The 26,307-nt window shown below is 62.0% G+C and carries 21 protein-coding genes and 1 pseudogene; 9 read left to right on the top strand and 13 right to left on the bottom strand.

The genetic code is table 11. The features are described from left to right. The 6 genes from C7G61_RS10360 to C7G61_RS10335 all read right to left on the bottom strand — a co-directional run bounded on the left by C7G61_RS10360 (position 1) and on the right by C7G61_RS10335 (position 6,627). Positions 1 to 888: a branched-chain amino acid aminotransferase gene (locus C7G61_RS10360; protein WP_108513960.1), complete on the bottom strand. Its 888-nt coding sequence runs from the start codon at positions 886 to 888 to the stop codon at positions 1 to 3. Positions 889 to 914: 26 nt separating this feature from the next. Beyond that, positions 915 to 1,775 (bottom strand): acyl-CoA acyltransferase, encoded by an 861-nt coding sequence (locus C7G61_RS10355; protein WP_108513959.1) that lies wholly within the window; start codon positions 1,773 to 1,775, stop codon positions 915 to 917. Between the two features lie 173 nt (positions 1,776 to 1,948). Next, positions 1,949 to 3,073, bottom strand: a complete 1,125-nt coding sequence (gene metA, locus C7G61_RS10350) for a homoserine O-succinyltransferase MetA (protein ID WP_244608232.1) — start codon at positions 3,071 to 3,073, stop codon at positions 1,949 to 1,951. Next, positions 3,070 to 4,344 (bottom strand): O-acetylhomoserine aminocarboxypropyltransferase/cysteine synthase family protein, encoded by a 1,275-nt coding sequence (locus C7G61_RS10345; RefSeq protein ID WP_108514100.1) that lies wholly within the window; start codon positions 4,342 to 4,344, stop codon positions 3,070 to 3,072. The genes metA and C7G61_RS10345 overlap by 4 nt, the downstream gene beginning before the upstream one ends. 83 nt (positions 4,345 to 4,427) lie before the next feature. Further along, complete coding sequence (locus C7G61_RS10340; RefSeq protein ID WP_108514099.1) at positions 4,428 to 5,372, bottom strand: amino acid--[acyl-carrier-protein] ligase; 945 nt, start codon at positions 5,370 to 5,372, stop codon at positions 4,428 to 4,430. Between the two features lie 28 nt (positions 5,373 to 5,400). Further along, complete coding sequence (locus C7G61_RS10335) at positions 5,401 to 6,627, bottom strand: acyl-CoA dehydrogenase family protein (protein WP_108513957.1); 1,227 nt, start codon at positions 6,625 to 6,627, stop codon at positions 5,401 to 5,403. A 282-nt stretch (positions 6,628 to 6,909) separates the two neighbouring features. Between C7G61_RS10335 and C7G61_RS10330 the strand changes: the two genes are divergently transcribed. The 8 genes from C7G61_RS10330 (at position 6,910) to C7G61_RS10290 (ending at position 14,468) form a co-directional block, all read left to right on the top strand. Then, on the top strand, positions 6,910 to 7,179 hold the full coding sequence (locus C7G61_RS10330; protein WP_108514098.1) for an acyl carrier protein: 270 nt from the start codon (positions 6,910 to 6,912) through the stop codon (positions 7,177 to 7,179). A gap of 58 nt (positions 7,180 to 7,237) precedes the next feature. Then, positions 7,238 to 9,058 carry a long-chain-acyl-CoA synthetase gene (locus C7G61_RS10325; RefSeq protein ID WP_108513956.1) on the top strand — a complete coding sequence of 607 codons (1,821 nt, stop codon included), beginning with the start codon at positions 7,238 to 7,240 and terminating at the stop codon, positions 9,056 to 9,058. Positions 9,059 to 9,100: 42 nt separating this feature from the next. Next, the gene (locus tag C7G61_RS10320) at positions 9,101 to 9,346 is read left to right on the top strand and encodes an acyl carrier protein (protein WP_108513955.1); all 246 of its coding nucleotides are present in this window, start codon (positions 9,101 to 9,103) and stop codon (positions 9,344 to 9,346) included. Further along, a complete protein-coding gene (locus tag C7G61_RS10315; protein ID WP_108513954.1) occupies positions 9,333 to 10,715 on the top strand; it encodes a class I adenylate-forming enzyme family protein in 1,383 nt (460 codons plus the stop codon). The genes C7G61_RS10320 and C7G61_RS10315 overlap by 14 nt, the downstream gene beginning before the upstream one ends. Next, positions 10,708 to 11,436, top strand: a complete 729-nt coding sequence (locus C7G61_RS10310) for an SDR family NAD(P)-dependent oxidoreductase (RefSeq protein ID WP_108513953.1) — start codon at positions 10,708 to 10,710, stop codon at positions 11,434 to 11,436. Before C7G61_RS10315 ends, C7G61_RS10310 begins: the two co-directional genes overlap by 8 nt. 742 nt (positions 11,437 to 12,178) lie before the next feature. After that, complete coding sequence (locus C7G61_RS10300) at positions 12,179 to 13,183, top strand: TAXI family TRAP transporter solute-binding subunit (RefSeq protein ID WP_190241769.1); 1,005 nt, start codon at positions 12,179 to 12,181, stop codon at positions 13,181 to 13,183. Continuing rightward, positions 13,180 to 13,812, top strand: coding sequence for a hypothetical protein (locus C7G61_RS10295; protein ID WP_108513950.1), 633 nt, complete (start codon positions 13,180 to 13,182; stop codon positions 13,810 to 13,812). Before C7G61_RS10300 ends, C7G61_RS10295 begins: the two co-directional genes overlap by 4 nt. Positions 13,813 to 13,847: 35 nt before the next feature. Then, entirely contained in the window at positions 13,848 to 14,468 is a 621-nt protein-coding gene (locus C7G61_RS10290; RefSeq protein ID WP_108513949.1) for a DsrE family protein, read from the top strand. A gap of 163 nt (positions 14,469 to 14,631) precedes the next feature. On the opposite strand, the gene C7G61_RS10285 is transcribed toward C7G61_RS10290, so the two are convergent. The 6 genes and pseudogenes from C7G61_RS10285 to C7G61_RS10260 all read right to left on the bottom strand — a co-directional run bounded on the left by C7G61_RS10285 (position 14,632) and on the right by C7G61_RS10260 (position 23,766). Then, positions 14,632 to 16,065, bottom strand: a complete 1,434-nt coding sequence (locus C7G61_RS10285; RefSeq protein WP_108513948.1) for an HlyD family type I secretion periplasmic adaptor subunit — start codon at positions 16,063 to 16,065, stop codon at positions 14,632 to 14,634. After that, positions 16,052 to 18,763, bottom strand: a complete 2,712-nt coding sequence (locus C7G61_RS10280) for a type I secretion system permease/ATPase (protein WP_108513947.1) — start codon at positions 18,761 to 18,763, stop codon at positions 16,052 to 16,054. The genes C7G61_RS10285 and C7G61_RS10280 overlap by 14 nt, the downstream gene beginning before the upstream one ends. A 118-nt stretch (positions 18,764 to 18,881) precedes the next feature. Next, the gene (locus C7G61_RS10275) at positions 18,882 to 20,864 is read right to left on the bottom strand and encodes a heparin lyase I family protein (protein ID WP_108513946.1); all 1,983 of its coding nucleotides are present in this window, start codon (positions 20,862 to 20,864) and stop codon (positions 18,882 to 18,884) included. A gap of 678 nt (positions 20,865 to 21,542) precedes the next feature. Continuing rightward, positions 21,543 to 21,678: pseudogene (locus C7G61_RS45970) on the bottom strand (transposase); the annotation flags it as partial. A 133-nt stretch (positions 21,679 to 21,811) separates the two neighbouring features. Then, positions 21,812 to 22,549 (bottom strand): class I SAM-dependent methyltransferase, encoded by a 738-nt coding sequence (locus C7G61_RS10265; protein ID WP_190241751.1) that lies wholly within the window; start codon positions 22,547 to 22,549, stop codon positions 21,812 to 21,814. 395 nt (positions 22,550 to 22,944) lie between these two features. Then, positions 22,945 to 23,766: a class I SAM-dependent methyltransferase gene (locus C7G61_RS10260; protein ID WP_108513944.1), complete on the bottom strand. Its 822-nt coding sequence runs from the start codon at positions 23,764 to 23,766 to the stop codon at positions 22,945 to 22,947. Positions 23,767 to 23,952: 186 nt separating this feature from the next. Between C7G61_RS10260 and C7G61_RS10255 the strand changes: the two genes are divergently transcribed. After that, complete coding sequence (locus C7G61_RS10255) at positions 23,953 to 25,005, top strand: polysaccharide deacetylase family protein (RefSeq protein WP_244608231.1); 1,053 nt, start codon at positions 23,953 to 23,955, stop codon at positions 25,003 to 25,005. A 165-nt stretch (positions 25,006 to 25,170) separates the two neighbouring features. On the opposite strand, the gene C7G61_RS10250 is transcribed toward C7G61_RS10255, so the two are convergent. Beyond that, positions 25,171 to 26,289, bottom strand: coding sequence for a glycosyltransferase family 4 protein (locus C7G61_RS10250; protein ID WP_108513942.1), 1,119 nt, complete (start codon positions 26,287 to 26,289; stop codon positions 25,171 to 25,173). Between the last annotated feature and the right edge of the window lie 18 nt (positions 26,290 to 26,307).

Raw genomic sequence — 26,307 nt, 5'->3', positions numbered from 1 at the left:
TCACGCCGCAAGCTTTGCCGTGTGCGCGAAATCCCAATACAGCTTCCGCGCACGCGCATAGAAGGGGCCGGGCGTGAGCTGCCGGTCGTCGATACGGATGACCGGCGCGACCTTGGCGAAATTGCCGGTCGAAAAGATCTCGTCAGCGGCGAGGAAATCGACATAGTGCAGCGTGGCCTCTATCACGGTGACGCCTTCGCCGCGCAACAGTTCGATCACCCGCTGCCGGGTGATGCCGTTCAGGAAGGTGCCATTCGGAGCAGGCGTGTAGACAGCACCATCTTTCGCCATGAACACGTTGGAATTGCCGAACTCCGCGACGTTGCCGAGCATGTCCAGCATCAGGCAGTTCTGGAAGCCGCGTGAGGCGGCCTCGATCAGCGCACGCGAACAGTTCGGATAGAGACAGGAGGCCTTGGCGCCGACCGGCGCGCATTCGGCCGTGGGTCTGCGGAACGGCGACAGCGTGATCGCGCTGCCGACAGGCTTCGGGATCGGCGCTTCGTAGATGCACAGGCACCAGTCGGTCGTTTCCGGATCGAACAGCACTCCGCCCCCGACGCCGTTCTGCGGCCAATACATCGGTCGGATGTAGAGCTCGGCACCGGCCGGGAAGCGGGCGATGCCTTCGTGCGCCAGACCCAGCCAGGTGTCGAGATCGACGATGGGCTTGAGTCCGAAGTAGACCGCGGATTGATTGACGCGCGCGCAATGGCGGTCCAGGTCGGGCGTAACGCCTTCGAAAGCGCGTGCACCATCGAACACGGTCGAGCCGAGCCAGAGCCCATGGGTGCGTGGCCCCATGATCGGCACATTGCCCTCGTGCCATTGGCCTTTGAAGAACGTCCATGTCCGCGAGTGGCTGACGGACTTGCTGTTGGGAATCATGACGGTCCTCCGTATAGGCGACTGAGTTACGGTCCATAGATCGCCAGCTCGGTATCCGACAGATCGGCAAGGCGGGGGCACTGCGGACCTTTGAAGTATTTGCGGCCGAGCGGCTCGCGATAGACGCCGACCAGGTCCTTCATGCGGCCATTGGCGTCGAGAGCGACCGAGATCCGGCCGCGCCGGAGCAGGAAGCGGCCGATAGCGCCGGCGCAGGCGACATAGTCGGCCACATCGTGGCAATAGATCAGCTGCATCGCCGGCAGCGCGATCCGGCGCTTACGCATCGGCTGCAGGACGAAGGGAAAGCCGCGGCCATCGGCCGCGCGGCAGGCCAGGCTGAGGCAGCCGTAGGCCGCGTGCCGTGCAAGCAGCGCGACGTCGGCTTTGGACAAGCCGCCGATCGCCTGCGCGTCCTGTTGCACGACCTCGACGCGCATGCCCTTCGCCGAACGCGACAGAGCGGGAAAGGAAAAGAACAAGCCGCCGCAATACGCGCGGAATCCCTGGGCCTCGATGGTCGGCCAGGTCCAGTGCGCCGGGCTGATGTTGATGTAAGTGACATGCTCGTGGCGTTGCGCGACCTTGGTCAGCATCGACGCGTAGTTGCGAAAGGCGGGTTCCACATACCAGCTGGAAACATTGCAGCGGATGCAGGTCTCGCCGCCGTCGTCCCGTGCGGTGTAGATCAACAGCAGAACACCAACGGGCGTCCCCTCATGGTCGAGCATGTAGCCAAAGCGCGGGAATCCTTCGGGCACCTCGCGCACGGACGTGCGCCGGAGCCCCTCCATCCAGTAGTCGCGCGAGCGGCCCTCAAAGCCGCGCGTCAAGAGATCGGCGACGGCGGCGAGATCGGCTCTTACTATCTCGCGGCATCGGATCATGGTCCGAACTCCGTCATACGATCCGCTCCCGCTTCTGCGTCAGCAGGTCGGCGAGCGGATCGCGGCCGTCGTCCGGCGCGGGAATCTCCGGACGGGCGGCGTCCTGCTTGCGTCTGTGGCGACGAGCCGGAATTCCGGTTACGGAGCGAACTCCCTTCTTGCGCCTCCTACCGTTACCCATGGTGCCCGAATGCGCGGTATCCGCCGCGGTCCTGGACCGGCTTCGTTCGGCTCCTTCCGTTAAGCGCCAGCGGCCTTGAGCGTGCGGCTCGCTGCGACGCCATGTACAGCAGCCAGTTGCGGTAAATGCGCCTGGCCGGCAGATGCCAGGCGTTTCTCAGATTTTTTGCCAAGTGATCGGCCGGGAAATCGGCGAAAAATTCCGGACGTCTGTCCGAAAGGGCTTTTCGCCGGAAGGTGGTCAGGATCTCTTCCGCCTTCGCGCCAAAATAACCTTTCGGTATCGTCGGACAGATTTCGTTCTCTCCCCGGAGGAACCGGCCCATGTCCCTTCTATATTCGCCCAACAGGCTCTGGGTATCGTATTCCGGATGGCCCTGGAAATGGACGAAAAGGCTCTTTTTATGCTGCTTGACGAAGCAATCGATCCCGGCCTCCGCCGACTTTGTGAGAACGGAATATCCGCAGGTCGCGATAGCTTCCTCCTGCACCTCGTTCCACCGGGCGTGTGGAATTCTGAAGATCGCGGGAATGTCGTGCATCAAGGCATGATCTCTCGTCTTCGTTTGAGCGAAGACGCCGATGCATTTGGCAGGCAGCTTCTGGCGTTCCACGCCATCCATGTGCAGAACGGCCGCATGGACGGCGAGACAGGAATACACCGACGAGATCGTATTCTCCCTGGCCCAGTCCATGACCTGGGCGAGGGTGGTCCAATATGGCTCTTCCGTCAGGCGGGCAGCTCTCGGTTCGGCGCCGGTGACGATTATTCCGTCCAGGCTGCCGATCACCAGATCGTTGGTGCTGCGGTAGTATCGACGCACGTAATCGCGCCCCCATTCCGAACGGGGCGTCCTCTCCATCGTGTAGAAGTGCAGCCTGACGAGGAGCCTTCCGGCCGCCGCGCCGAGCAGGTCAAACAGCTGGCGCTCGGTGGACATCAAGGCGGCGTCCGGCATGTTGTTGATCAGCCCGATATCGAGACACTCCGCCCGGTTTTCCAGTGACGCCTTTGCGGCGGCGCTTCCGCTCGGTGCTCTCGAGAAGAGGTGGTGGTCGTAGGCGTCTATGTCGACTAGGACAGGCATTGGAATGCCTTCATGGCTGTGTGGGTTCAATCCGCGGCATGGAGCGCCTGATCGAGGTCGGCGATGATGTCGTCGACGTGCTCGATTCCGACGCTCAGCCTGATCATCTCGGGCCGCACGCCGGCCTTTTTCTGCTCTTCCTGCGACATTTGCCGGTGCGTGGTTGATGCGGGATGGCAGGCGAGCGATTTCGCGTCGCCAATGTTGACCAGCCGCTTGAATAGTTTGAGCGCATCGTAGAACCGCTTGCCGGCCTCGAACCCTCCGGCCACGCCAAAGGTCAGCAACGAACACGCCCGGCCGCCCAGATACTTCTGCGTCAGTGCGTGATAGGGGCTGTCCTGGAAGCCCGCGTAGTTCACCCATCCGACGCGGCGATCGTTGCGCAGAAAGCGCGCGACCTTCTCGGCATTCTCGACGTGGCGCTCGATCCGCAACGCGACGGTCTCGATGCCCTGGAGTAACAGGAAGGCGTTCAGCGGCGCCAGGATGGAGCCGGTGTTCCTCAAGGAGACGGCGCGGCAGCGCGCGATGTAGGCGGCGGCCCCGTAACGTTCGGTAAAGACCAGCCCGTGGTACGATTTCTCCGGCTCGTTCATCATCGCAAAGCGCCGGCCATGCTCCGCCCACGGGAAGTTGCCGCCGTCGACGATGATTCCGCCGAGCGTGGTGCCATGCCCACCCATGAACTTGGTCAACGACTCCACCACGACATCAGCACCATATTCGATCGGTCTTAGCAGGATCGGGGTGGCCACCGTGTTGTCGACGATCAGCGGCACGCCGTGCCTGTGGGCGACCTCTGCCATCGCTTCGATGTCGCAGACGTTTCCGGCCGGATTTCCAACGCTTTCGCAGAACACCGCCCGCGTGTCGTCGTCGATCAATCCTTCCATGCTCGCCGGACGGTCGTCTTCCGAGAACCGGACCGTGATGCCCTGCCGCGGCAGGATATGCGCGAACAGCGTATGCGTGGTGCCGTAGAGTTGCGGGACCGAGACGATGTTGGTGCCCATCTCAGCGATGTTGGTCACCGCATAGTTCACCGCGGCCTGGCCGCACGCCACGCTGAGCGCCTCGATGCCTCCTTCCATGGCGGCAACGCGTTTCTCCAGCACCGCGTTGGTCGGATTGCCGATCCGGGTGTAGCGAAAGCCATCCACTTCAAGGTTGAAGAGCGCGGCCCCATGGTCGGCGCTATCGAAGGCGTACGAGGCCGTCTGGTAGATCGGCACGGCGACGGCCTTGGTGGCCGGATCGTTGTCGAACCCGCCGTGGACGGCGATGGTCTCTCTTTTCAGAGAGGTCGGCGCTCCGGCGCTTCGGTCGCGGGCTACCTCGGGATTTCGTTGGAGCATCGGAGTTCCTCGAATGCCAAAATCGTCTAGCGATCGTCCCGCGCGAAGCCGAGCAGATCCCGCACTGCGATCGGCCATCTGGCGACGTTGCTGCCGTGGGTTTGGAACATGGCGATGGCGAGACGGTCCATTCCGAAGGCCACGCAGGCAGTATGGGCCGGCTCCCCCGAGGCATCCGTGATGCCCCAGGCGGTGCCGAAGTGATCGCGGTGGTAATTGAAGCTCATGCAGGCGGTCGGTTGCTCATCGGAGCGCAGAGGCACCAGCAGTTCGAACTTCAGCGCCTGCTGTTGCTGGCTCACTGCCTTCATCCGTCCGACGCGGCCGAAGAACGGATCGCTGGCGTAGTCGATCCTGAAGGTCAGCCCAAGATCGCTGGCGATCTCCTGAGCAAGCATCATCCAACGCTCCCGGAACTTCGAGACGTGGTCGGGACTGCCGATGCAGACGTACTCGCGCATCCTGAAGGACTGCAGCCGGTCGAGATGGCGCGAGGGCTCGCGACGGAAGCAATCGGCGGCGACGTCGAAAAGCCAGCCGCCCGGCGGCACCGGACCGCGACTTGCCGCGATCGGATAGAGCGGATAGCAGGCGGCCGGCGACAGCACGAGGTCGGCCGGCGACAGCGCCGCGGTCCAGTCTCCCCCGGCATCGAAGCGGTCGACCGCTACGTCGATTTCGCTTTCCGTGCCGTGCAGGCCGCAAACGCAGCCGAGCAGGTTCGGGAAGCTCTTCAGATAGCCCGACCGCTCGAGCTGTCCGCGGTTCATGACGGGAGGGAAGCGCATCACCTCGGCGTCCGGCTCGCGATGCCGCGTGATCAGTGCCGCAAGTCGCTCCACGACGTCTTCATAGAGCGCAGTGCGGCCATAGACCCCGGGAGAGCCCATCCGGTGGAACAGCACGTCAGTGAGATGGTCCAGCGGATCGGTGGTTTCCACCGGTGCGGCGGCAAACATGGCCACGTTCATGTCGAGCCCCATTCCTTTGAGGAGAAAATCAATCGCGCAGGGACACCGGGACGGCGCTCATCAGCGTGGCGGTACCCATGCTGGCGAGAATGCGGTCATTGTTGATCATGATTGGAGCTGAAAGCACGTCGCGGAGGTGGCGGCCAACGCTGACGTCGGTGTCGTTGCGGTAGCCGGACAGGCCGCAGGCGCGCATCGCGTGCAGCACGGCCGCGACGGCGAGTTCGGAAGCCTCCACCTTGAGAAGGTTGATCGAAGACTGAAAGTCGATGGACGACAGCGCGCGCTCGTCCTGTTCACGGGCCGCATAGGACTCGAGATTCGCGGTGATGATGGCGCGTAGTTTCGTCAGCGTCATCCTGGCGGCGGTAAAATGTGACGCGGCGGGAGGCATGTTGCCGCCGGCTCCGCGGGCGGCCTTGCGGATGAACAGTTGCGCGCGGTCGACCGCGGCGGCCGCAATTCCCGCCCAGACCGACGACCAGCACAGGTGGGCGACCGGCGTCATCGTCTGCGCATGGATCCTGTCGTAAGGCACGGGGAATATCTGTTCCGCGGTGCCCTTGAAGTTCAGCTTGAAGCCGGCGCTGCAAGTCCCGCGCATGCCGAGCGTTTCCCATGCGACCGTGGGCTCCAGCGTATAGTCGTCCCGGGTGATGGCCAGCATCACCTGGTCGGATCCGGCGGCCTCGTCCGCGCGGCGTGCGATGGTGACGATGCCGTCTGCCTCGGCGCCATAGGAAATCACCGTCGCGTCGCGCAGCAGCGAGATCTCGGTGCCGGCGTGCTCAACCGCCGCCGAGCTGAAGCGGATGTTCCCGCCGTTCTGGCCTTCCGTGGTCGACGACGCCAACAGCAGCTGTTCGGTCGCTACGCGGCGCATCAGCTTTTCGTGCCAAGTGCTGCCCCCGCCATGGCGGACAAGACACGCGACCTTGGTCTGATGCATCGCGAAGATCATCCCGGCCGATGCGCAGGCGCGGCCGAGCGCGTAACACATGTCGGTTACGTCAGATATCGATGCGCCGTCTCCGCCGAATTCGATCGGGATCTGGGTGCCCAGAAGCCTCTGCTTGCGTGCCGCGTCGATGGCCTTCCGCGGGAAGCGCGCCTCACGGTCCACCGCTTCGACCTCCGTCGCCGCCGCCTCTGCGACGACAGCCGTCCGCTGCTGGAACGAGGCGCGGTCGGAACTGAATTGTACTCGGCTGGTTTCCGGGGCGAAGTTGCGGAACTGAACTTCCTGCACGTTCATGGCCCAAAGCCTCCCACCTAATGGTCGGACGACCCGCCCCTGATGGTTGGACGACCCGCACCGCGTTGAGATGATTTCCGCGCGAATTCGAGGGCGGCAATCTAACCGAGGGCGGCAATCTAACCGACCGTGGCTGCGGAGTCGGCGGCGCAAAGGTGGATATCGATGAGCAATGCGCTTCCGAGGGAGGTACCTCCGAAGTAGAGCTATTGACCTGGGTTGCAGTCAGCTATCTTCGCATCGACGACGATCGTGCCATTTCACGCGATGTATGGGGTTGAAATGCAATACTTAAGCGCCAGCGTTCAGGACCGTGTTCTTTTTGTCGTCAGGAGCGTCCTTGAGCAGAACTCGATCATCGCGGATGTCCATCCGGAGTCGCGGCTGGTAGATATCGGACTGGACTCGATGGATATGGTCGCGCTGATGCTCAGGGTCGAAGCCGAGTTCGATCTCACCCTTCCTCAACCCGAGATTACGCCCGAGAATTTCCAATCGGTGAAGACGCTGGAGCAGCTGATCCTCAACCAGCTCGGACCCGGAGCGGGATAACGCGCCTCGGGAGGCTGTCCGCGCGGACATCGATCAAACTCATCTGCATGGTCAGGTCATGGAAGCAGGGGTGATCCAGCGGGCGACTGGAAGTGGCGCTCCGCGGCGCAGGCCCTCCGTCGCCAAAACCTGGCTGAAGGCCATCGAATTGATCTCGCAGATCGAGGCCGAGCCGCATCGACTGTTCGCTGACGTCGTGGAAGACTGGGCGCAGCGGCAACCCGGGCGCCCCGCGTTGCTCTCGGATGGCCAATCCTTCACCTACGGGGAACTCGCCGCGCGGGTCAACCGATATGCGCGCTGGGCACTGAGCCTCGGCATCCGTACCGGCTGCACCGTCTGCCTTCTGATGCCGAACCGGCCGGACTATCTCGCCTGCTGGCTCGGTATCAGCAGGGTCGGCAGCACGGTGGCGCTGATCAACACCAGGCTGGTCGGACCGTCGCTCGCCCACTGCATCGATCTCGCACGCGCCGATCATATCATCCTTGCCGCCGAGTGCGTGGATGCGTTCGAGACCGCACGTCCGCATCTGGATCGTGTGCCGCCAACCTGGAACCTCGGTACCGGCGGCGCAGGCGCCGATCTGGATACAGTGCTCGTGGCCACGGACGCCCACCCGCTTTCCTCCGCCGAACGCGGCCACGTCACGATCGATGAACGCGCGCTTCTCATCTTCACCTCAGGCACCACGGGGCTGCCGAAGGCGGCGAACGTCAGTCATCGCCGCATTCTCAGCTGGGGAGGCTGGTTTGCCGGGCTCACTGACGCTTCCGTGCACGACCGTCTCTACGACTGCCTGCCGCTCCATCATTCCGTGGGCGGTGTCGCCGCGCCCTGCAGCATGCTTCGCGCGGGCGCTTCGGTCGTGATCGCGGAGAAATTCTCCGCAACGAACTTCTGGGACGACATCGCGCGTTTCGACTGCACCGTCTTCCAATATATCGGCGAGCTCTGCCGCTACTTGCTGAAGGCGCCGCCGTCCGGGCCAAGAGCAAGACACAGGCTGCGGCTGGCCGTCGGCAACGGATTGCGCGGCGACATCTGGGAGGCGTTTGCCGGGCGGTTCGCGATTCCTCATATCCTCGAATTCTACGCCGCGACGGACGGCAATTTTTCGCTGTTCAACGTCGAAGGAAAACCCGGCGCGATCGGCCGGATCCCGCCGCTGCTGGCGCATCGCTTTCCCGCCTCGATCGTGAAGCTCGATGCCGACAGCGGCAGCCCGGTCCGCGGCGAGGATGGGCTCTGCATCGCCTGCGCCCACGGCGAGATCGGCGAGGCGGTCGGGCGTATCGGCACAGCAGATCGGGGCGGCGGCCCCTTCGAGGGCTACACCGACCCGGCCGAGGCCGAGAAGAAGGTGCTGCGCGACGTCTTTGCCGAAGGCGATGCCTGGTTCCGCACGGGCGATCTCATGCTTCGCGACGAACAAGGCTACTTCCATTTTGTCGACCGGGTCGGCGACACGTTCCGCTGGAAGGGCGAGAACGTCGCGACCAGCGAGGTGAACGACGCGATCAGGGACTGCTGCCCCGGCGTTCTCGATGCCTCGACCTACGGGGTCGCTATTCCCGGTGCCGATGGCCGCGCCGGCATGGTGGCTTTGGTAGTAGACCAAGGGTTCGATTTCAGGATCTTCGCGGAACATTTGGCGCGCCGGCTTCCGGTCTATTCGCACCCGGTCTTCGTCAGGTTCTGCCGCGCGCTCGACGCCACCGAGTCCTTCAAACAGAACAAGCAGCGGCTGATCCGCGAGGGATTTGATCCCTCGGTCGTGGACGATCCGCTGTTCCTGCGTGATCCGGCGACCGGCGGCTATTGTCCGATCAACCGCGCCGTCTACGCACGTATCGTGGAGGGCGGAGTCAGGTTTTAACGTCGGCTCGCAAGCCGTTTTTCTTGAGAGGTGAGGTGTTCCATGTCAGTGAGGTCAAGGATTTTCTCGGCGATGCAGCAGATCGCCGAAGAACAGAAGGTCACGCTCCCGCCGCTGCAGGACGATCTATCGCTCCACGACACCGGCTTCGATTCGCTGGCGTTCGCTATCCTGGTCGCGCGGCTGGAGGACGATCTCGGGATCGATCCGTTCACCATTGCCGAGGATGCCGCCTTCCCATCGACTGTCGGCGAATTCGTCAGAGTGTACGAGAATGTCCCCGCCTGAGACCTTCGCATTGCGCGAATATCTCGGCCCGGAGCTGAAGGGCCGCACGATTTCCGATGCCCGGCACAGCGTATCGCTGACCGACATTCTCGGGCACAGCTGTCTGATCGGCAGGTCCCGCGAACTGTCCGGCCGATCGGTGCTGCTTGCGGCGTCGGGGCAGCTGCAGTCCGCGCTCGCCATGATCGAGCTCGACGGTGTCGCCCGCCGCATGCTCCTGTGCCCGCCCGACCTCGATCCGGATCACATCCAGGCGCTGCTTGCGGATGCCGAGATCGACGCCATCGTCACCGACCGGCCGGACCGATGCGATGCTGGCAAATATTTGGTCGTCGGCGTCGGTCTGCCCGAACCTGCGGTGGTGCCATGGAAGACCGAACGCGCGACAGAATGGCTGATGCTGACCTCGGGCACATCAGGGCCGCCCAAGATCGTCGGACATACGCTCGACGGGCTGGCCGGCGCAATCATTGCCGAAGGGGCTGCGCGCCACCCGAACGCGGCCTGGGCGACGTTCTACGACATCCGCCGCTACGGCGGCCTGCAGATATTGCTGCGCGCCGTGATCGGCGGCGGATCAATGGTGCTGTCGGAGCCCGGAGAAGCCATTGCGGATTACGTGGCACGGCTGCGCGCAGGCGGCGTCACGCACATCTCCGGGACGCCGTCGCACTGGCGCAAGCTCCTGATGAGCGGTGCTGCAGCGAACTTCTCGCCGCGCTATGTCCGTCTGTCAGGCGAGATCGCCGACCAGGCGGTGCTCGATGGACTGGCCCGTGCCTTTCCGCACGCGTCGATCGGCCATGCCTATGCTTCCACCGAGGCCGGCGTGGGCTTCGCGGTTGACGATGGGCGCGAGGGTTTTCCCGCCGATTTTGTCGGGCGGAACCGCGACGGCGTCGAGATGAAGGTCGTCGACGGCTCACTCCGGATCCGATCCCGTCGCACGGCGCACGCCTATATCGGCGCCGTCGCGCCACCGCTCGCCGATGCCGAGGGCTTCATCGACACCGGCGATATGGTCGAACTGCGCGGCGAGCGTTACCACTTCGTCGGCCGGCGCGGCGGCATCATCAACATCGGCGGGCTGAAGGTCCATCCCGAGGAGGTCGAGGCCGTGATCAACCAACACGAGGCGGTGCGGATGTCGCGCGCGCGGTCGCGCAAGAGCCCGATCACCGGCGCCATCGTGGTCGCCGACATCGTCCTCGCTGACGACGCTGATGCGGGTCGCCAGGAAACGATCCGCACGGAGATTCTCGGCCGGTGCAAGGAATCGCTGGCGGCATACAAGGTGCCTGCGGTGATCCGGTTCGTCGAACGCCTCGACGTCACCGCAGCGGGAAAATTGGCGCGGGCCGATGCGTAACGTTCTCGTCACCGGCGGCAGCCGCGGCATCGGGCTTGCGATTGCGCGCAGGCTCGTCGCATCCGGCGACTACAAGGTGATCGCGGTCGCGCGCCGCGAGAGCGAGGATCTGGAACGGGCCATCCGCGAGGCGGGCGCGGACCGCCTGCACTTCAGGGCGTTCGATCTCGGCCAGACAGACAAGATTCCCGCCTTCGTGAAGGAACTGCGCGACGCCTTCGGCGCGATCTACGGCCTTGTCAACAATGCCGGGATCGGCACCGAAGGACTGTTGGCCAACATGCGCAATTCCGAGATCGAGGCGTTGATCCGTCTGAACGTGCTGTCGCCGATCGTTCTGACCAAATACGTGGTGCGCCATATGATGGCCGATGGTGCCGGGCGCATCGTCAACATCTCCTCCATCATTGGCTCGACCGGCTACAACGGCCTGTCCGTCTACGCCGCGTCCAAGGCCGCGGCCGGCGGCTTCACCCGTTCGCTGGCCCGCGAAGTCGGCAAGCTCGGCATCACCGTAAACGCGATCGCGCCCGGCTTCGTCGACACCGAATTGACCAAGTCCCTGGACGACGACGGCCGTCGGCGTATCGCCGGCCGCAGCGCGTTGCGTCGCTTGCCCGAAGCCGATGACATCGCTTCCATGGTCGAATATCTCCTGGGAGAAGGCGGCCGGAACATCACCGGCACCGTTCTGACCGTGGACGCCGGCAACACCGCCTGACGCCGCGACGGCAGGCATGCGCTCTCGCGGCGCACCGCATTTCGTGCCCCTTTGAATGGAAGCCAGTTATCGAAAACTCGTGCAGCCTCCCGCGCAGCAAAGAATACGGGAATTGGGAAACGACAGGTTCAATCGAAAACGTTCCGGATTTTCTCGTGCAGGGGGCTACGTCTTACTGTGCGCTTTCCAGCCGACCTACGGTGGTTACTGAAGTCAAGCTCTCGATCTGGTTGGCCATCGCGTCGCCTGATGCTGGAAGCCGCTTCCTTGGATGTACCCCTTAAGAGTTTCCCAGCAGCGGGCAAGCGAAGCGCATAAGGTGCGTGATGACGCATTGAAAAGGCCATCTCACCGTGCGGCGGTTGATGGCTGATGGGTCGCCCAATGAAAAACAGGTCAATCCTAGGCAAGGATGACGTAGCTGCCGCCTACGAGATCTCGGGCACGTCGCGCGTCGATTCGGACAGGACGCTATTTGCCCGGAACACAATGATACGCCTGCAAGCGGAGGGACGAGCGGCGCCCGTGTGGACCGCTGCCGCTGCCGCGGTCGTCGTGATGACGTGGGCGTCCCAACCGCAGGCTTTCCCGGATCAGGCGCGATACGCGGCGGCGGATGAGCAACGCGCGACGAAGGCTCGGATGGAGGCGCTACATCCGTAGCACAGGGTAGCGCCTTCAAAGCTTGGAAAGGAAGGGGCTGATGAACTGGTCTTTTGGTTTAGCTCCGCGACTTGTGCTCATGGCATTGGCCTCGTCGCCCGTAACTATTCAGCCGTTCGCTGCGGACGCCCAGACTCAAAACGCCCGGATGCAAGGCGTTCGCCCGTTGCCTCGCGAGGTGCCGCGGCAAAAGCCGCAAGTGGCGATGAACGCCTGGACGGTCGGTGTTGCAGGAGGCCTTCTCGAGGGAGCGCCAATCCGCCTGGCGGCGGAGATGGCCCGTGTCGTCGATGACGGAAACAATCTGCACGTTCTGCCGGTCGTGACGCGCGGCGCTACGGAAAATGTGAATTCACTGCTCTATTTGCGCGGCATCGATGCCGCGATCATCAATTCGGACGTCCTGGAGGAATATAAGAGCCAGGTGCCCGATATTCAGCAGCGGCTTGCCTACATCCTGAATCTATTCCCATCCGAACTTCATATCTTCGTTCGTCCCGAGATTCAGGGTCTGAACGATCTCGTCGGTAAGAAAGTCAACTTCAATACCCAGGGTACCGCAGCGGCCTATTCGGGCCCACTGATCTTCAGTCGGCTCGGCCTCGACGTGGAAAAGACATTCATCCCGCATCAGGTCGCGCTCGAGCAGATGCGTAAGGGCGAGATAGCGGCGGTCGTCTTCATTACCTCGAAGCCGGTAGATGCTTTCGTGCGCGGTCGTTGGGAGCAGGGGTTCAAGTTCCTGCCGATCCCCTATAACAGCAAGTTCGAGGACTATTATCTGCCCGCGGCGCTCAATGCCACGGACTATCCCAATCTGATCAAGCCGGGCGAACGTGTAACCACGATTGCCGTTCCGACCGCTCTTGTCGCCTTCAATTTTTCAGCCAGATCGAACCGCTTTCAGCGCATCGCGCGTTTCGTCGATCATCTGTTCTCGCGGATCGGTAAGCTGCAGGAGCCCGGCTTCGATCCCAAGTGGAAATCGATCAATCTCGCGGCGACGGTTCCTGGCCTCGTGCGCTTCCCGGCGGCGCAAGCCTGGTTGGAACGTCAACAGCGCGCAGCGCATGCATCGCAATGAGAGGCGCGGCCATCCCAATTGTAGTTGGAATCGCGCTCACAAGCGGGATTGCCTGGACGCAAGGGGCCGTAGATCCGGCGGCGCAGCTTCGCGACTGCAACTCGCTGGAGCGCGCCGAAGGGCCGGACTGCCCCGGCCAGACGTCTGGGCCGATTGCTGCTGCGCATCAGATGGCCTCCCAAGGAGACAACTGGATCGTCAGCCAAACAACCTCGCCAGTTGACTATTCACCGTTGATGACCGCGACGATCGCGTCGGGCAATGGAGCAGCCGAAACTGAAATGAAGCTTTCAATTCGTTGCCGCGGAGGGCGGACCGAATTGGTCGTCGCGGGGTCCGGCATCGCCGGCCGCGGCGGCGACTACGCGATTTCCTATCGTGTTAACGATGGTCAGCAGGTGCGGGCCGCGGCAGCGCTGCCGGCGTCCGGAGCCGGGGTCGCGTTCGGAGGGGACGTGATTGCCTTGCTGCAATCCCTTCCAGACGTGGGAAGCCTCAGCGTCCACCTTGTACCTCGCACGGGAGGCGCGCTGGACGGAACGTTTTCGCTCAGGGGGTGGGAGGCGGTGCGCGCGAAGATGACTGTTGCATGCAAATGGCCACACCCGGTCGCGAAGCCGAGCAGGTGATGGTGTCCGATGAAGTTTGTGCATAGGAGAGCCCCATGAACATGTTTCAACATATTGCAAGCGTAACCACCATAGGAGCCACAGCAGTCCTGTTCGCGCCGTCGTTCGCTGCGGCGGAGCAAGGCGGACGGTACTGGGTACCGACAACGACGAATCCTGCTATGTACCAGCCGCGCATTGCAGCAAGAGCGGAAGTAGCGCGTAAAGCCACCAGACCTGGTAAAGTCACCACACATAAAAGGGAACGATCCCCTCTCGCCGCCAACGCTCGGCTTGCACCCGACTCCAAGGCGCATCTTTTAGTTTTGCAGGTGAACACGAACGACGCCGCCGCGATGAATCTCGCGCTCAACAACGCAACGAACGTTGCGCAATACTACAAGGATCTCGGCGAGAACGTGAAAATCGAGGTGGTCACGTTTGGGCCCGGCCTGCATATGCTGCGCGATGACACGTCGCCGGTAAAGGCCCGTATCGAGGAGATGGCGCTGAGTAGGCCGGAGGTGTCGTTCAAGGCTTGTGGCAACACCCAGGAAAGAATGCATAAGGCTGAGAACAAGGATATCCCAATTGTCGCTCAGGCGGAGGTGGTGAAATCAGGCGTCGTGCGCGTGATGGAACTGCAGGAGAAAGGGTGGTCATACGTGAAGCCATGAGCCAGGCGGCCGCCCGTGACGAATAGTGACCCACGCCGTCCGTCAGGATGAAGAGGGGCGGGTCGCAGCTCCGCCGGCGCAAGCTAGCGGAAGCAGAGACGGCCAGGTCGGTTAGCTGGCCGGAGCCGTCTCCAGTTACCCGCAATGCTCATCGATGCTTCGTCTATCGCTCCCGCAGAGATTCCTGCTTGTACCTTGCCAGCGGCGAGAGGAGGTAGCTGATCATGGTGCGCGAGCCTGTCTTGACCTCGACCGTCACGGCCATTCCGGGCCCAAGCTTGACGAGCTTCTCGTCTACCTGCATTGCCGCGCGGTCGAGCGAGACACGAGCGGCATACTCCAGCTCCTGACCTTTCGGCTCGCTGCTGTTCGTCGTCGCGCCCATAGCCCGGTCATTCGAAGTGCCCTGTTGCCTGTCGCGCGTGATAGCGTCGGACGAAACGCTGAGAACTTCGCCATGAAGGAGCCCGTAGCGCGTGAAGTTAAATGTGTCGACCTTGATCTCCGCTTTTTGTCCCGGATGCACGAACCCGATGTCGCGGTTGGAAAGCATGGCCTCGATCTCGAGCTGGCTTTCGCTCGGAACCACCACGGCGAGCGCCTGAGCAGGCGTCACCACGCCTCCCACGGTATGAACGGCGAGCTGTTGCACGACGCCGTCGACGGGCGCGGCCAAACGCTGGAGTTTCGTGCGCCGTTCTGCCTTGATCACCTCCTGCGCAGCGCTCGCAGTTTTCTGCTCGGCTTTCGCGAGCGCGTCATAGGTCGAGCGCCGATACTCCGCGGCGGTCTTTTCCCTCGTTTCCTTCAGCAACGCTATGGCTGCATCGGCTTCGCGCAGCCGGCTCTGCTGCAGCAGGAGGTCCTGCTGAAGGCCGACCAGCTCCTGGTATTCGGAGAGATAGACGACCTTCGAAGCCAGTGCCTTGTCGACCAGGTTCTTGCGGATGTCCACGCGCTCCTGCAGCACCGGTATCGTCGCCTGCAGCTTCGCGACGCTCGCCGAAGTCGTCGCCCGCTCCGCTTCCTTCTGGCCCTGCTGGCGTTCGATCTCGGCGAGCTTGGCATTCTGTTCGGCGCGCTGGCTGATCAGGAACTGACGATGCATCTCGATCTCCGCGGCGCTTGCGCTCTGCGGTGGCCGGAAGGCGGCAAGCGGATCCTCTGCGAGCCCGGCGCGCAGCCGGGCAGCGTCGAGTTCGGCCGCTAGGAGATCGCTCTTCTGGCGTTCGTTGTCGGCTTCCGTCATCGTCGGATCGAGTTCGATAAGAACGTCGCCGACCTTTACGGTCTGCCCGTCGCGGACGTGGATGGCGCGGACGACACCCGTCTCGAACGGCTGGATCAGCTTGGTGCGCCCGCCCGGCACGATCTTGCCGGTCGCGGTGGCGACGATGTCGACGCTGCCGAATGACGCCCACGCCACCGCGAAGCAGAAGACCGCGATGATGCTCGCACCGATCGCGCGCCCGATCGGCGACGGTGGCGTTTCAGTGATCTCGAGCGCCGCTGGCAGGAACGCGATTTCCTGCTCGCGGCGGCGAGCCGGAGCCGGGGTTTTCGGAAACGGGACGATGTTTCGGCTAGCGGACGTCATGGATACCGGCCTGCAGATAATGGAGGTTTGCGTAACGCCCGTTCGAACGGATCAGCTCATCATGGCTGCCGTCCTCGACGATGCGGCCATGCTCGAGCGTGATGATCCGGTTCGCATTGCGCACGGTCGAGAGCCGATGGGCGATGACGAACACGGTCCGGCCGGCGGCAATTCGCTTCATGTTCTGCTGGATGGCACGCTCGCTTTCGTAATCGAGCGCGCTGGTCGCCTCGTCGAGGATGAGGATGCGCGGGTCGGTAATGAGCGCGCGCGCGATCGCAACACGTTGGCGCTGCCCGCCCGACAGGCTGCTGCCGCGTTCGCCGACGATGGTGTCGTAACCCTCGGGCAGTTCCAGGATGAAGTCATGAGCGCCGGCGAGCGATGCCGCCTCGATGACGCGTTCCATCGACATGGTCGGATCGGCCAGCGCGATGTTCTCGCGAATCGAGCGGTTGAACAGCACGTTCTCCTGGAGAACGACGCCAATCTGGCGCCGCAGCCAGGTCAGATCGACCATCGCGAGATCGACGCCGTCGACCAGCACGCGTCCGCTCTCCGGCACATAGAGACGCTGGATCAGCTTGGTGATGGTGCTCTTGCCCGAGCCGGACGAGCCGACGATGCCGACGACCTGGCCGGGTTGGACGCTGAATGACACGTTATGCAGCACCTCGGGGCCGTCGATGCGGTAGCGGAACGTCGCGTGATCGAACGTGATCTGCCCGCGGATCGGCGGTAATGCGGCGCGGCCGGGACTGAAGCTCGGCTCCGGGATGGTGTTGAGGATGTCACCGAGGCGATCGACTGACAGACGGGCCTGATGGAAATCCTGCCACATCTGGGCGAGACGCAGCACCGGCGTGCTCACACGTGCGGCCAGCATGTTGAACGCGACGAGCTCGCCGACGGTGAGATCACCACCGATCACAAGTCTGGCGCCGAAGTAAAGCGTTGCCGCGACGACCAGCTTGTTGATCATCTGGACCGCCTGGCTTGCCGTATTGTTCAGGCTAAGCACGCGGAAGCTGGCGCTTACGTAGCCGGCGAGCTGCTCCTCCCATCGGCGCTGCATCTGCGGCTCGACCGCCATAGCCTTCAGCGTCTCGACGCCCGTGACGCTCTCGACCAGGAAGGCCTGGTTCTCGGAGCCCCGATTGAACTTCTCATCGAGGCGCCGGCGAAACAGCGGCGCCGCGAACACGGAAATGCCGATGTAGAACGGGAATGACGCCAGAACGATAAGCGTCAATGTCGTCGAGTAGTAGAACATCACTGCAAGGAAGACGACGGTGAACAACAGATCGATGACGAGCGTAAGCGCCGAGCTCGTCAGGAACTGGCGGATATTCTCCAGTTCGCGGACGCGCGCGACCGAATCGCCGACCCGGCGGGCCTGGAAATACGCGATAGGTAGCGCCATCAGGTGACGAAACAGCCGGGCGCCGAGTTCGACATCGATGCGGTTCGTGGTGTGCGCGAACAGATAGACGCGCAGCGTTTCGAGAATGGCCTCGAACACGGTCAGCGCGACAAGGCCTATGATCAGAACGTCGAGCGTACTCATGCTTCGATGCACGAGCACCTTGTCGATGACCACCTGGAAAAACAGCGGTGAGATAAGGGCAAAGAACTGAAGGAAGAACGACGCGACTAGCACTTCGCCGAGAAGACGGCGATACTTGTGGACCGCGCCGACAAACCAGCCGATATCGAAGCGACTGGAAAGATCGGTCAGGGACGCGCGCCGCGTCATCAGGATGATGTCGCCGTCCCAGATTGCCTCGAGCTCGGCCTGCGTCATTGTTTCGGGCCGGGGAGACAATGGGCGCTGAACCATAAGCTTGTCGTCGACGACCTGGCCGAGGATCAGGAAGCCGCCGTCGCGCAGCAGGGCGATGCCCGGCAGCGGTGTGACCGCAAGTCTGCTCCAGTTCGACTTCTGTGCACGAGCCTTGAGCCCGAATTCCTTGGCGCAGCGCAGAATTTCCGTAACACCCAACTTCGCCGCACCCATGCGATGCCGGATCTGTTCGGGATCGGCCGCAATGCCATGGCATCGTAACAGGATTGCCACTGCCACGAGCCCAGACTCGTCCTCGCTCTGAGGCACGATGCTCACAGCCTCGAGGTCGGATCTGGCCGCCTGAAGGGCCATATCGGTTCGTTCGCCGAAGCACGCACGCATCAATGAATCGCGGGCGCGCATTACGGTATCGCGAGCGCGCGTTACGGGGGCGACGGCGCGGCGCGCCAGACCACGCACGGTGACACTCATGTCAGCGAGAGCATGGAGCACGCGATTGATGACGTTCTGCGATCCCGTCAGGATCAAGCGGCCGTCCCAGATTTCCTCGAATTCGGCGCGCGTCATCAGCTCCGGACGCGACGCGGTCGGGTGCAGCACGAGTGCCCCTTTGTCGTCGACCTTGCCGAGAAGCAGAAACCCGCCATCACGCAGCGATGCGATCCCAGGGAGCTGGAGGCTCGCAAGTCGCGTCCAATGCGTTGTTCGCGAACGGACCTTGACTCCAAACTGGCGCGCGCAACGAAGCAGGGCGCGGATGCTTATCGTGCTGCTTCCGCAGCGATCGCGGAGCTGGTCGGGCTCGGCGTGGACGCCATGAAGGCGCAAAAACAGAGCCAAGGCTCGAAGCCCGTGGTCTGCGGCGTGGGCATTCCCATTCTGGATCGCCATTATTTTTTAACTCAACCCTTCGCGGCTACCGGCCGCGTTTGATGTTCCTTCTCTGCATTCCAAACTTTGATGGTGCCGCACCCGGGGTGCTGATGCGCCCGGGTGCGGAAGTAGTGGATCAGTGCGGTCTGGTCAGGATAGCGTCCTGCGCCCAACCGGTCGCTTGCGACACGGCTGACACGATCTGCCCGGAGTCGACCCGACCAGTGTTACCGGCCAGATACTGGTTCAGCAGCGCAAAGCTCTGGCTTGCCAGGGACGCCGTGGTCGTACCCGTCGCGAGCTGAGGATCCGTCACGAACGCCTGCGGCCTACCGGTTGCCAGCGTGCTGGTGAACGACTCCACATGTTGCTGCAGCCGCTCAAAGCCCTGGTTCGTCAGGAATCCTGCGCTCGCGGCAGTCGCCAGCGCTTGATCCGTACCGGTGATCGGCCGCTGCGCGGTGGGCGCTGCGGTGCTGGTGACGGGGTCCACGTGCTGCTGCACAGAGCTTTGGCCCCGCAAGTTCGAACCCGTCGAGACCGAGGACACGGTGCTGGTCTGCGGCGCCGTTGTGGTCGTCGTAGTCGTCGGTCGCGGATCCGTCACGATGATGGTCTGCGGCACGGACGACGCCACAGCGCCGGTGACCGGGTCCTGCGCGCGTGCGGTCAGCATGAGCTCTGCGACGGGATGACCTCCACCCCTGTAGGTCGATGTCAGCGTCAGTCCGCTTTCGACCTGCGCGGCCGTCAAGGTGATGTCCCGTCCCCTGAACGTCTGACCATCGAGCGCGGAGGTGATCGACTCGTACTTTGGCAACCCCGTAATGTTAACGGTCACGCGGTCATTGGTATCGATCGTTGTCACGCCGACTCCCAGGTCGACCGTACCGCCTCTGCCGTACACCTTGAGCGAATCGTCCGCGATGGTGAGGACCGGCCTCGTGACGGGTGACGTAGGGGTGGTTGGCGTGGTTGGGGACGTCGGCGTGGTTGGGGACGTTGGCGCCGTCGGGGTCGCATCAATTTGAAGACCGGTGAACGTCTTCGCCGCGCCCGAAAGATTCGCCGCAAGACCGGAAGCATCCTTGATGCTGGCGCCGCTCGCAAGATTGACCCCGGTGATCGCGAGCGCCGACGTGTCCTTGTCAGTCGGTGCGACGGTCGTTTTGAAGGTGAGCGCACTCGTCCCGGACCCGCCCACATAGGTGGCGGTCGCGCCATCGTTGAGCGACAGCGTTGGCGTGCCGGTGACGGTCACGGCCTCACTGAAGCCGAGCGTCATTGTGATGGTATCACCGTTATCTGCGATTCCCGTTCCCGGTGAAGCGGTGGCCTGGGTCACGGTCGGCGCGACGTTGGTCGGGGTCGTTGGCGACGTGGACGTGTCGCCCACTCCCTGCCAGCCGATTGCCGTCGACCCAGTGACCAGCGTCAAATTGCGAAAGTTGGCGGTCACGGTCTCTGTAGGACCTGCATTCCGATAGAGGCCTTCTTCCCAATAGGTCTGCGAGCCATAGCCCAGCGGGCCGGAATAGTTCACGACCTGCTGGCCGTCGACCGACAGCTTGAGATAGCCGCCGCCGCTGTTCGAGACGTTGGTCTGGATGTTGATGTCGTAATATTGCCCCGGAACAATCGGGTTCGGGTCGGTCCATAGAACCATATTATGCAGATCGGAGGAGCCCTGGGCGGGATTCCCGCCAGGCAGGACATAGCGCGCGACAAGCTGCAGATGGTCGCCGTTGAGCTCAATTGCGAATGGCGGCGAGGTTCCAGACACAGTGCCGCCATCATGCATTTCTGCGGTAACAAAGAACCATGCGTTGTTGACGAATGTGTTGTTTGGCCCGTTGGGCTGCACCGCAAACTGGTAGTCGATGGCGATGGGAGTCCCCGGTTGAATATAGTTAGCCAACATTATTTCAGAGCGATCGACACCTGATCCATCGAACCAGGCGCGATCGCCAGGTTGAATTGAAAATTGCAGAGTCTGGGGGTCCGGATTGGTCATGCTGTAGCTCTTGCCCGGGGTCTGAACGTAGTAGCTGTCCCCCCCAATGCTAAGGTACGTTTTCGGCGCAGCCGAAAATGACGTGATCGTGCCGGTGGTATCCAATTCAGGCCTCCTTCGAGTTACGGAAGTTGTTTCTCTTTGACGTTGACGAGGAATTTCCACTGCCGCGCATCACGATGGCGCGCAACATACCGCATGCTCGCAGCGACTGGCTTCGCGAACACATTTCAACGCATCGCAGCCTCAGACCGCGAGCGGATTTCATTGCATCGCAGTCTCGGACCGCGAGCACATTTCAAAGCAGTGGGATTGGTGCCCCCCGACTGCTGGGGTGGGGTTAATAAGCAAAAATGGCGAAAAAACTTTCAAAGTATGATTTATACCAATGTATGTCGGCCTAATACATGCCCATATCGCCTTGATTCAAGGCGCAGGTGCGATTTTCCCGTCAGATTGCTTCGCCGTCAGCGTTGCCGAAGATCGAAAGCGACCGGAGCCAGCCGACGCGAACGCACGTAAGTGCAATTTGCCGCGTGTTGCGCGGGTGCTTCGTACACGCTTAGTCGGTGTCGCGGATCGTCAAAATCTGGACCGCGCGACCAGTCGCCAGAGCTCCGTCTCACAACCATCCGCTGATCCGCGCTCTTTCGCGGAAAGAGGTCGTGTGCGCAGGGAAGCTTAATCACGCCGATGCGGTACAGTGATCGCATTGGAGGCTCAAACGAAACAGGGAAGCAACGCGACTTCATCGCTCATGAGGTCGCTCGGTTTATTGCTTCCTTAGTTCTGAGCCGTGGCAGCAAGGAGAAACCTCTTCTCGAGCCGCCGATGGGTCTCTCAACCTGGGCCGGTCGAAGCGCAGGATGCGCTTCAGACGTGCGAACAGCATCTCGATCTTCTTCCGTTCGCGCCGCGACTTCATAGGAATCCGACTTGGCGATAAAGCGGTGTCGTCCCATCATTCACGAGAGCGCCGGGAAGCGTGGCGGCGCTGCACCGCGCGATCCGCCGGCGCTTGATGGATATGACCCGTCGCTAGAACCTGCAAATCAGGCGGGAAGGGCAGCGCTGACCTGCAGGTTCGCCCTCGCGGGGAGAGCCGGTTTGCGGATGATAAAGATGATGTCGTTGTGATCGGAGCTCAGGCGGCCGAGGGACAGGACCTGAAGCGTCTTCTTGTAGGCTTCCACCAGCTTCAGCTTGAGGCTGTTGTTGTTCAGGCCGTGGCTGCTAGGCATCCCGTATTCGGCGGCCAGGACCAGTCCTTTCTCTCCGCAGAACGCCCGAATGCCTTGGCGCGACACCACTTGGTCGTAGGTGACCTTGTAGGGGCCGTAGCCTGGCTTGCCGGCGTTCTTCCATCCGAGGATCAGGCGATAGAAGAGCACGTGAATCCAGTGCGGCGTCATCCTGGCGGTGAAGCCGTACGCCGAATAGGGGTCGGGGATCACGATGATGATCAGCCCGCCCGGTTTCACCCATCTGTTGAAGTTCTCCAGGACCTGCTGCGCCCCCGGCACGTGCTCCAGGACGAAGGAGTTGAAGATGACGTCGAAGGTCCGCTGACCGAAATCGGCCGTGCGCAGATCCCCGACGATGCATTCGTGCAGGTCCTTCGTTTCGTCGCGCCGGATGCGAAGGGCTTCGGGGTCGAGGTCGATGCCAGTCAGCACATAGCCGCCAGCGCCGATGTCGAGATCCCACTTCTGGCCGCAACCAGCTTCGAGGATCTCAAGAACCTTGCCAGGATCCTTGATCGAGCGAATCGCGCGGGACATCACCTCCATCGAGTGATCCCAACCGTTCGTCAGCGGAATCCGGGTTCGTGCTTTCATCGACTTGGCTCCCTTGGCGCAGGCTGACTTTCCGTCCGGTCGGCCTCTCCGATGCGGCGCACTCAGCAGGGGCGTTCAGCCCTGGCGACCTGGGCAACGGTGTGCGAAAGGTCCACGGTAACGTGGTTATACGCACGTATCCTACGGTCAAATTCGCCTCAAGTGCCGGCCCTTTCGGATTACCCCGTCGGCTTCCCTTGCTGAAGAAGCTTCTGGCCGAGCAGAGCTCGATGCGGCTGCCCTTCGCGAGCTGCTTTCAAAAATTGGTAGGGCCGGCCAGGAATCAGCAGCTTGTCGCCGAACAAATACTGGTTGTCGACCACTCCAGGAGCGTCTGGGACGTGTCCTCAGCGACGTGTCGCGATGAGCTGGATTCCGAGCATGCGGCGCAGTATCGGCAGGTTCGAAACGCGCCATCCGAGGCTCCGCGGCAGCCAGCCGACGGCGGTTTCGAGCGCGATCACGACGCCCAGCGGCAGCGTCGTCTGGAATTTGCGGATGCGCACGAAAGCCTGCACCCGCGCGAAACCCACGGAGCGGAACAGGCCCGCTAGCTCACGATTGGTATACTCGCGCAAGTGAAAGCCCCGCGCCACTTCATCGATGCCGCCCGAGACGTCGTGCGGACCGTTCATGCGGTTAGGCGTGATGCAGAAGTATTTTCCGCCCGGCTCCAGCGCGGCGAACACGTTGGCGAGCTGGTCGCGGGCGTCTTCCGGATGGAGGTGCTCCATCAGCTGGTTCGAGAAGATCAGCGTCGCCTTTACTGGAATGCTGATGCCGTCGGAGAGCACGACTTCAAGGCTCGGTGCGTTCGCGCCGCGCGTCACCGTCTCGGAGACATCGATCGCGTAGGCTTTCCGCACGTGCGGCGCGACGAGCATCGTGAGCGCGCAGTCGCCAGCTCCGATCTCCGCATAGACCGTGTCAGGATTCAGGAACGGACGGAGCGTCTCGAACAGCTCCTGCAACTCGGCCCGCTTCACCGCCCCCTGGCTCTTAAGCACGAGCAGCGGGTGGTACGGCACCTCGCGAAACAGCTCTTCGTACACCGAGCTGTAAAGATGCTTGCGCTCCGCGCGCGAAGAATTGCGCAACCGATCCGCGAGCCCGATTTCCACCTTGTAGTGGTGCGCGCGCTTCGGGTCCATCAGGAATTGGGAGGTCATTCCTTACGATACCACCCGTCCACGACACCGGCCAATACTCAAAATGGGGTAGCCACAACGCGAGCACCGGTTGAACTCAATCGAAGTGCGTTATTCGTAGCCTCTAGCTAAACTTGTATCGAAGTTGTGCCCTGAGCGTCGGTGTCGCTAGGGCTGAACGGATCACCACTGCGGAGGTGCCTTCAATTGAAGCGGCAGCTTAAAGACCTTGTATTTCATGCAATCGGGAGCGTCGGATTTTTTCCGGTCTTTCGCAGGATCTTCGCTGGTAGGGCGGCGATCGTAATGTTTCACGAAATTCAGCGGGATTGTCGGTCGGAATTAATGACCGGAACTTCTGTTGAACTATTCGAATACTCGCTCAGTTGGCTCCAACAAGAGGGATGGGCGATTGTCAGCCTCGAGGAGTGCCTTGAGCGGCTGGCCAGAAATGACCAATCGCGCCGCTACGCGGTCCTCACTTTCGATGACGGGTACCGGGACAATGTCTCGGTGGCGCTTCCAATCCTTGAGCGCAACAACGCTCCATTCATGATTTACGTGCCGACCGCTGCGCTAACGCGGACCATGCAGTCCTGGTGGTTAGGATTGCGCGAGCTGTTTCGCTCAAGAGATGACATCACAATCGATGCAATGGGCATTCGGTTTCATTGTCCTGACTTCGAGAGCAAGCGGTTCGCCTTGACAAGAGTCGACCAGTGGGTTCACCAGGATTACAAACGTGCCGAAATGCTTGCGCCGACCTTCAACAACGCTGGTATTTCGATATCGACGTTGAACAACCAATACTTCCTAGACGAGGGCGCGCTTCAAGAGTTATCGCGTCATCCTCTCGCATCAATTGGCGGGCACACTACCTCACACGCAGCGCTGGCGACCATTGACGCGACCGTAGCGCGAGCCGAATTGGCCGATAACCGCAACTATCTGGAGAACTTACTTCAGATGCCTGTCCGGCATCACGCTTATCCGTATGGGGCGTGCGGTGTGCGTGAAGAGCATCTCGCCAAAGAGGTGGGTTATTTGAGCGCCGTAACAACACGACATGGTCAGCTGGGCAACGATCGTCTCAACCAATTCGCGCTTCCCCGCATTGGGGTGAGCAGTGCGTTTGACTCGGAAGTTTCGTTCGCGGCGCGAATGAATGGGGTGCAGTTGGCAGCGCAAACGCTACTTGTGAAACGATCCCATCGGCAGCACTTGGAAGAGATGCTTCGGGCCTGGGCCGGGCGACGGTGAGCTGAGAACACCGCAACTCTCCGGGAGGCGCGCCCGTGAACTGCAGCTCGCCACCATTGAGACGATCGCCGCTGCAGACACCGCAGTAACGGGGGGCAAATCTGCACGAAGCTACGACTCGCGGTTGCCAAAAGTCCCTTTCTAAGAAGCCAAATAGGGGCGGCGTCAAGCACGTGTCTCCGGCTCTCGACACCGTGCGGCCTTTCGCCAGATCGATACCAGTCGCTTTATGTAGGTGTTGATTTCATATCGTTCCGCATGGTCGCGGCGGGCGGCGTCGCCCAGGCGGCGCATCAACGCTCTATCTTCGAGCAATCGGTTAAACGCATTGGCAAGCGCCTCAGCGTCCCCCACAGGCACCAGGAGCCCGTTGCGTTCATGAGCAACGACTTCGGGAACCGCACCAACAGGTGTTGCGACCACAGCTACACCGTAAGCGAAGGCTTCGATGACCGCCATTGGCAGAGATTCGACAAAAGATGGGAGCGCGAGAACATCGGTCTGCTGGAGCAGCGCCGCGGTTTCTGAAGGGCCGAGCCAGCCTGGGAAATCCACGCGATCGGCGATTTTGAGCCGTTGAGCCTGATCGCGGGTTTGCTCTATTTCTCCGCTTCCAGCTAGAGTCGCGGTCCAGTCAGTGCGGCATGCCAGTTTTCCGAGGGCATCAACGAGTTGTGGCACACCCTTATCTGGTTCAAGGAAACCGAGAAAGGTAATGCGAATTTGCCCGGATTCCGATCGGCCCAGGTTTGGTTGGCTCGGGGACGTGCTTGCGTTCGGAAGAATCGTTATTTTATCGCGAAGGCTGGGAAGCCGATCGAGAATGACGCGCGCACCATAGTCGCCTAGCACAATAATCGCCGCACTATCCACGAACAATCGATTGATGCTTCGACGCAAATATGTCCCGGCTCTTGCCCAGAATTGATCAAACTGGCCGGCGTGAAGATGAACGACATAGGGCACCCCAAAATAGCGCGCTATAGCCGCGATGATCAGCTTGCGGTACGCGCTCCCGCGCCATGCAAGCTGAAAATGGATTAGGTCAACCTTCCCGCGTCCCGCGGCGACACAGAATTGAATCAGTGCCCGCGCAAAGACCACCACTCCCCAACATTTGCTCTTCTGTCCCCTGGTTACCAGTCGCTCGGCCTTGACGCCAAGATCTCCGCGTTGGTCGATTGTATCGATGATGAGATCCGTAAGGCGATCAATTCCTCCTCGGCCATGCAGGCCGTAGGGCGTGGCCACGATCAACCGAAGGGTGTCCTGGGTCGTACTCATCAAATACACCGAAGTCCG

Origin of the sequence: Bradyrhizobium algeriense (assembly GCF_003062295.1) — a bacterium.
GTDB lineage: Bacteria > Pseudomonadota > Alphaproteobacteria > Rhizobiales > Xanthobacteraceae > Bradyrhizobium > Bradyrhizobium algeriense.
Note: the sequence above shows the minus strand (reverse complement) of the source record. Positions and strands in the feature narration are given on the sequence as shown.

Coding starts and splice junctions, on each gene's coding strand:
- C7G61_RS10250 (WP_108513942.1), bottom strand. CDS start 26,289: ATGAGTACGACCCAGGACACCCTTCGGTTGATCGTGGCCACGCCCTAC.
- C7G61_RS10265 (WP_190241751.1), bottom strand. CDS start 22,549: ATGGAGGTGATGTCCCGCGCGATTCGCTCGATCAAGGATCCTGGCAAG.
- C7G61_RS10340 (WP_108514099.1), bottom strand. CDS start 5,372: ATGAACGTGGCCATGTTTGCCGCCGCACCGGTGGAAACCACCGATCCG.
- C7G61_RS10325 (WP_108513956.1), top strand. CDS start 7,238: ATGGAAGCAGGGGTGATCCAGCGGGCGACTGGAAGTGGCGCTCCGCGG.
- C7G61_RS10280 (WP_108513947.1), bottom strand. CDS start 18,763: ATGGCGATCCAGAATGGGAATGCCCACGCCGCAGACCACGGGCTTCGA.
- C7G61_RS10285 (WP_108513948.1), bottom strand. CDS start 16,065: ATGACGTCCGCTAGCCGAAACATCGTCCCGTTTCCGAAAACCCCGGCT.
- C7G61_RS10360 (WP_108513960.1), bottom strand. CDS start 888: ATGATTCCCAACAGCAAGTCCGTCAGCCACTCGCGGACATGGACGTTC.
- C7G61_RS10300 (WP_190241769.1), top strand. CDS start 12,179: ATGGCATTGGCCTCGTCGCCCGTAACTATTCAGCCGTTCGCTGCGGAC.
- C7G61_RS10315 (WP_108513954.1), top strand. CDS start 9,333: ATGTCCCCGCCTGAGACCTTCGCATTGCGCGAATATCTCGGCCCGGAG.
- C7G61_RS10260 (WP_108513944.1), bottom strand. CDS start 23,766: ATGACCTCCCAATTCCTGATGGACCCGAAGCGCGCGCACCACTACAAG.
- C7G61_RS10335 (WP_108513957.1), bottom strand. CDS start 6,627: ATGAACGTGCAGGAAGTTCAGTTCCGCAACTTCGCCCCGGAAACCAGC.
- C7G61_RS10320 (WP_108513955.1), top strand. CDS start 9,101: ATGTCAGTGAGGTCAAGGATTTTCTCGGCGATGCAGCAGATCGCCGAA.
- C7G61_RS10290 (WP_108513949.1), top strand. CDS start 13,848: ATGAACATGTTTCAACATATTGCAAGCGTAACCACCATAGGAGCCACA.
- C7G61_RS10330 (WP_108514098.1), top strand. CDS start 6,910: ATGCAATACTTAAGCGCCAGCGTTCAGGACCGTGTTCTTTTTGTCGTC.
- C7G61_RS10295 (WP_108513950.1), top strand. CDS start 13,180: ATGAGAGGCGCGGCCATCCCAATTGTAGTTGGAATCGCGCTCACAAGC.
- C7G61_RS10355 (WP_108513959.1), bottom strand. CDS start 1,775: ATGATCCGATGCCGCGAGATAGTAAGAGCCGATCTCGCCGCCGTCGCC.
- C7G61_RS10310 (WP_108513953.1), top strand. CDS start 10,708: ATGCGTAACGTTCTCGTCACCGGCGGCAGCCGCGGCATCGGGCTTGCG.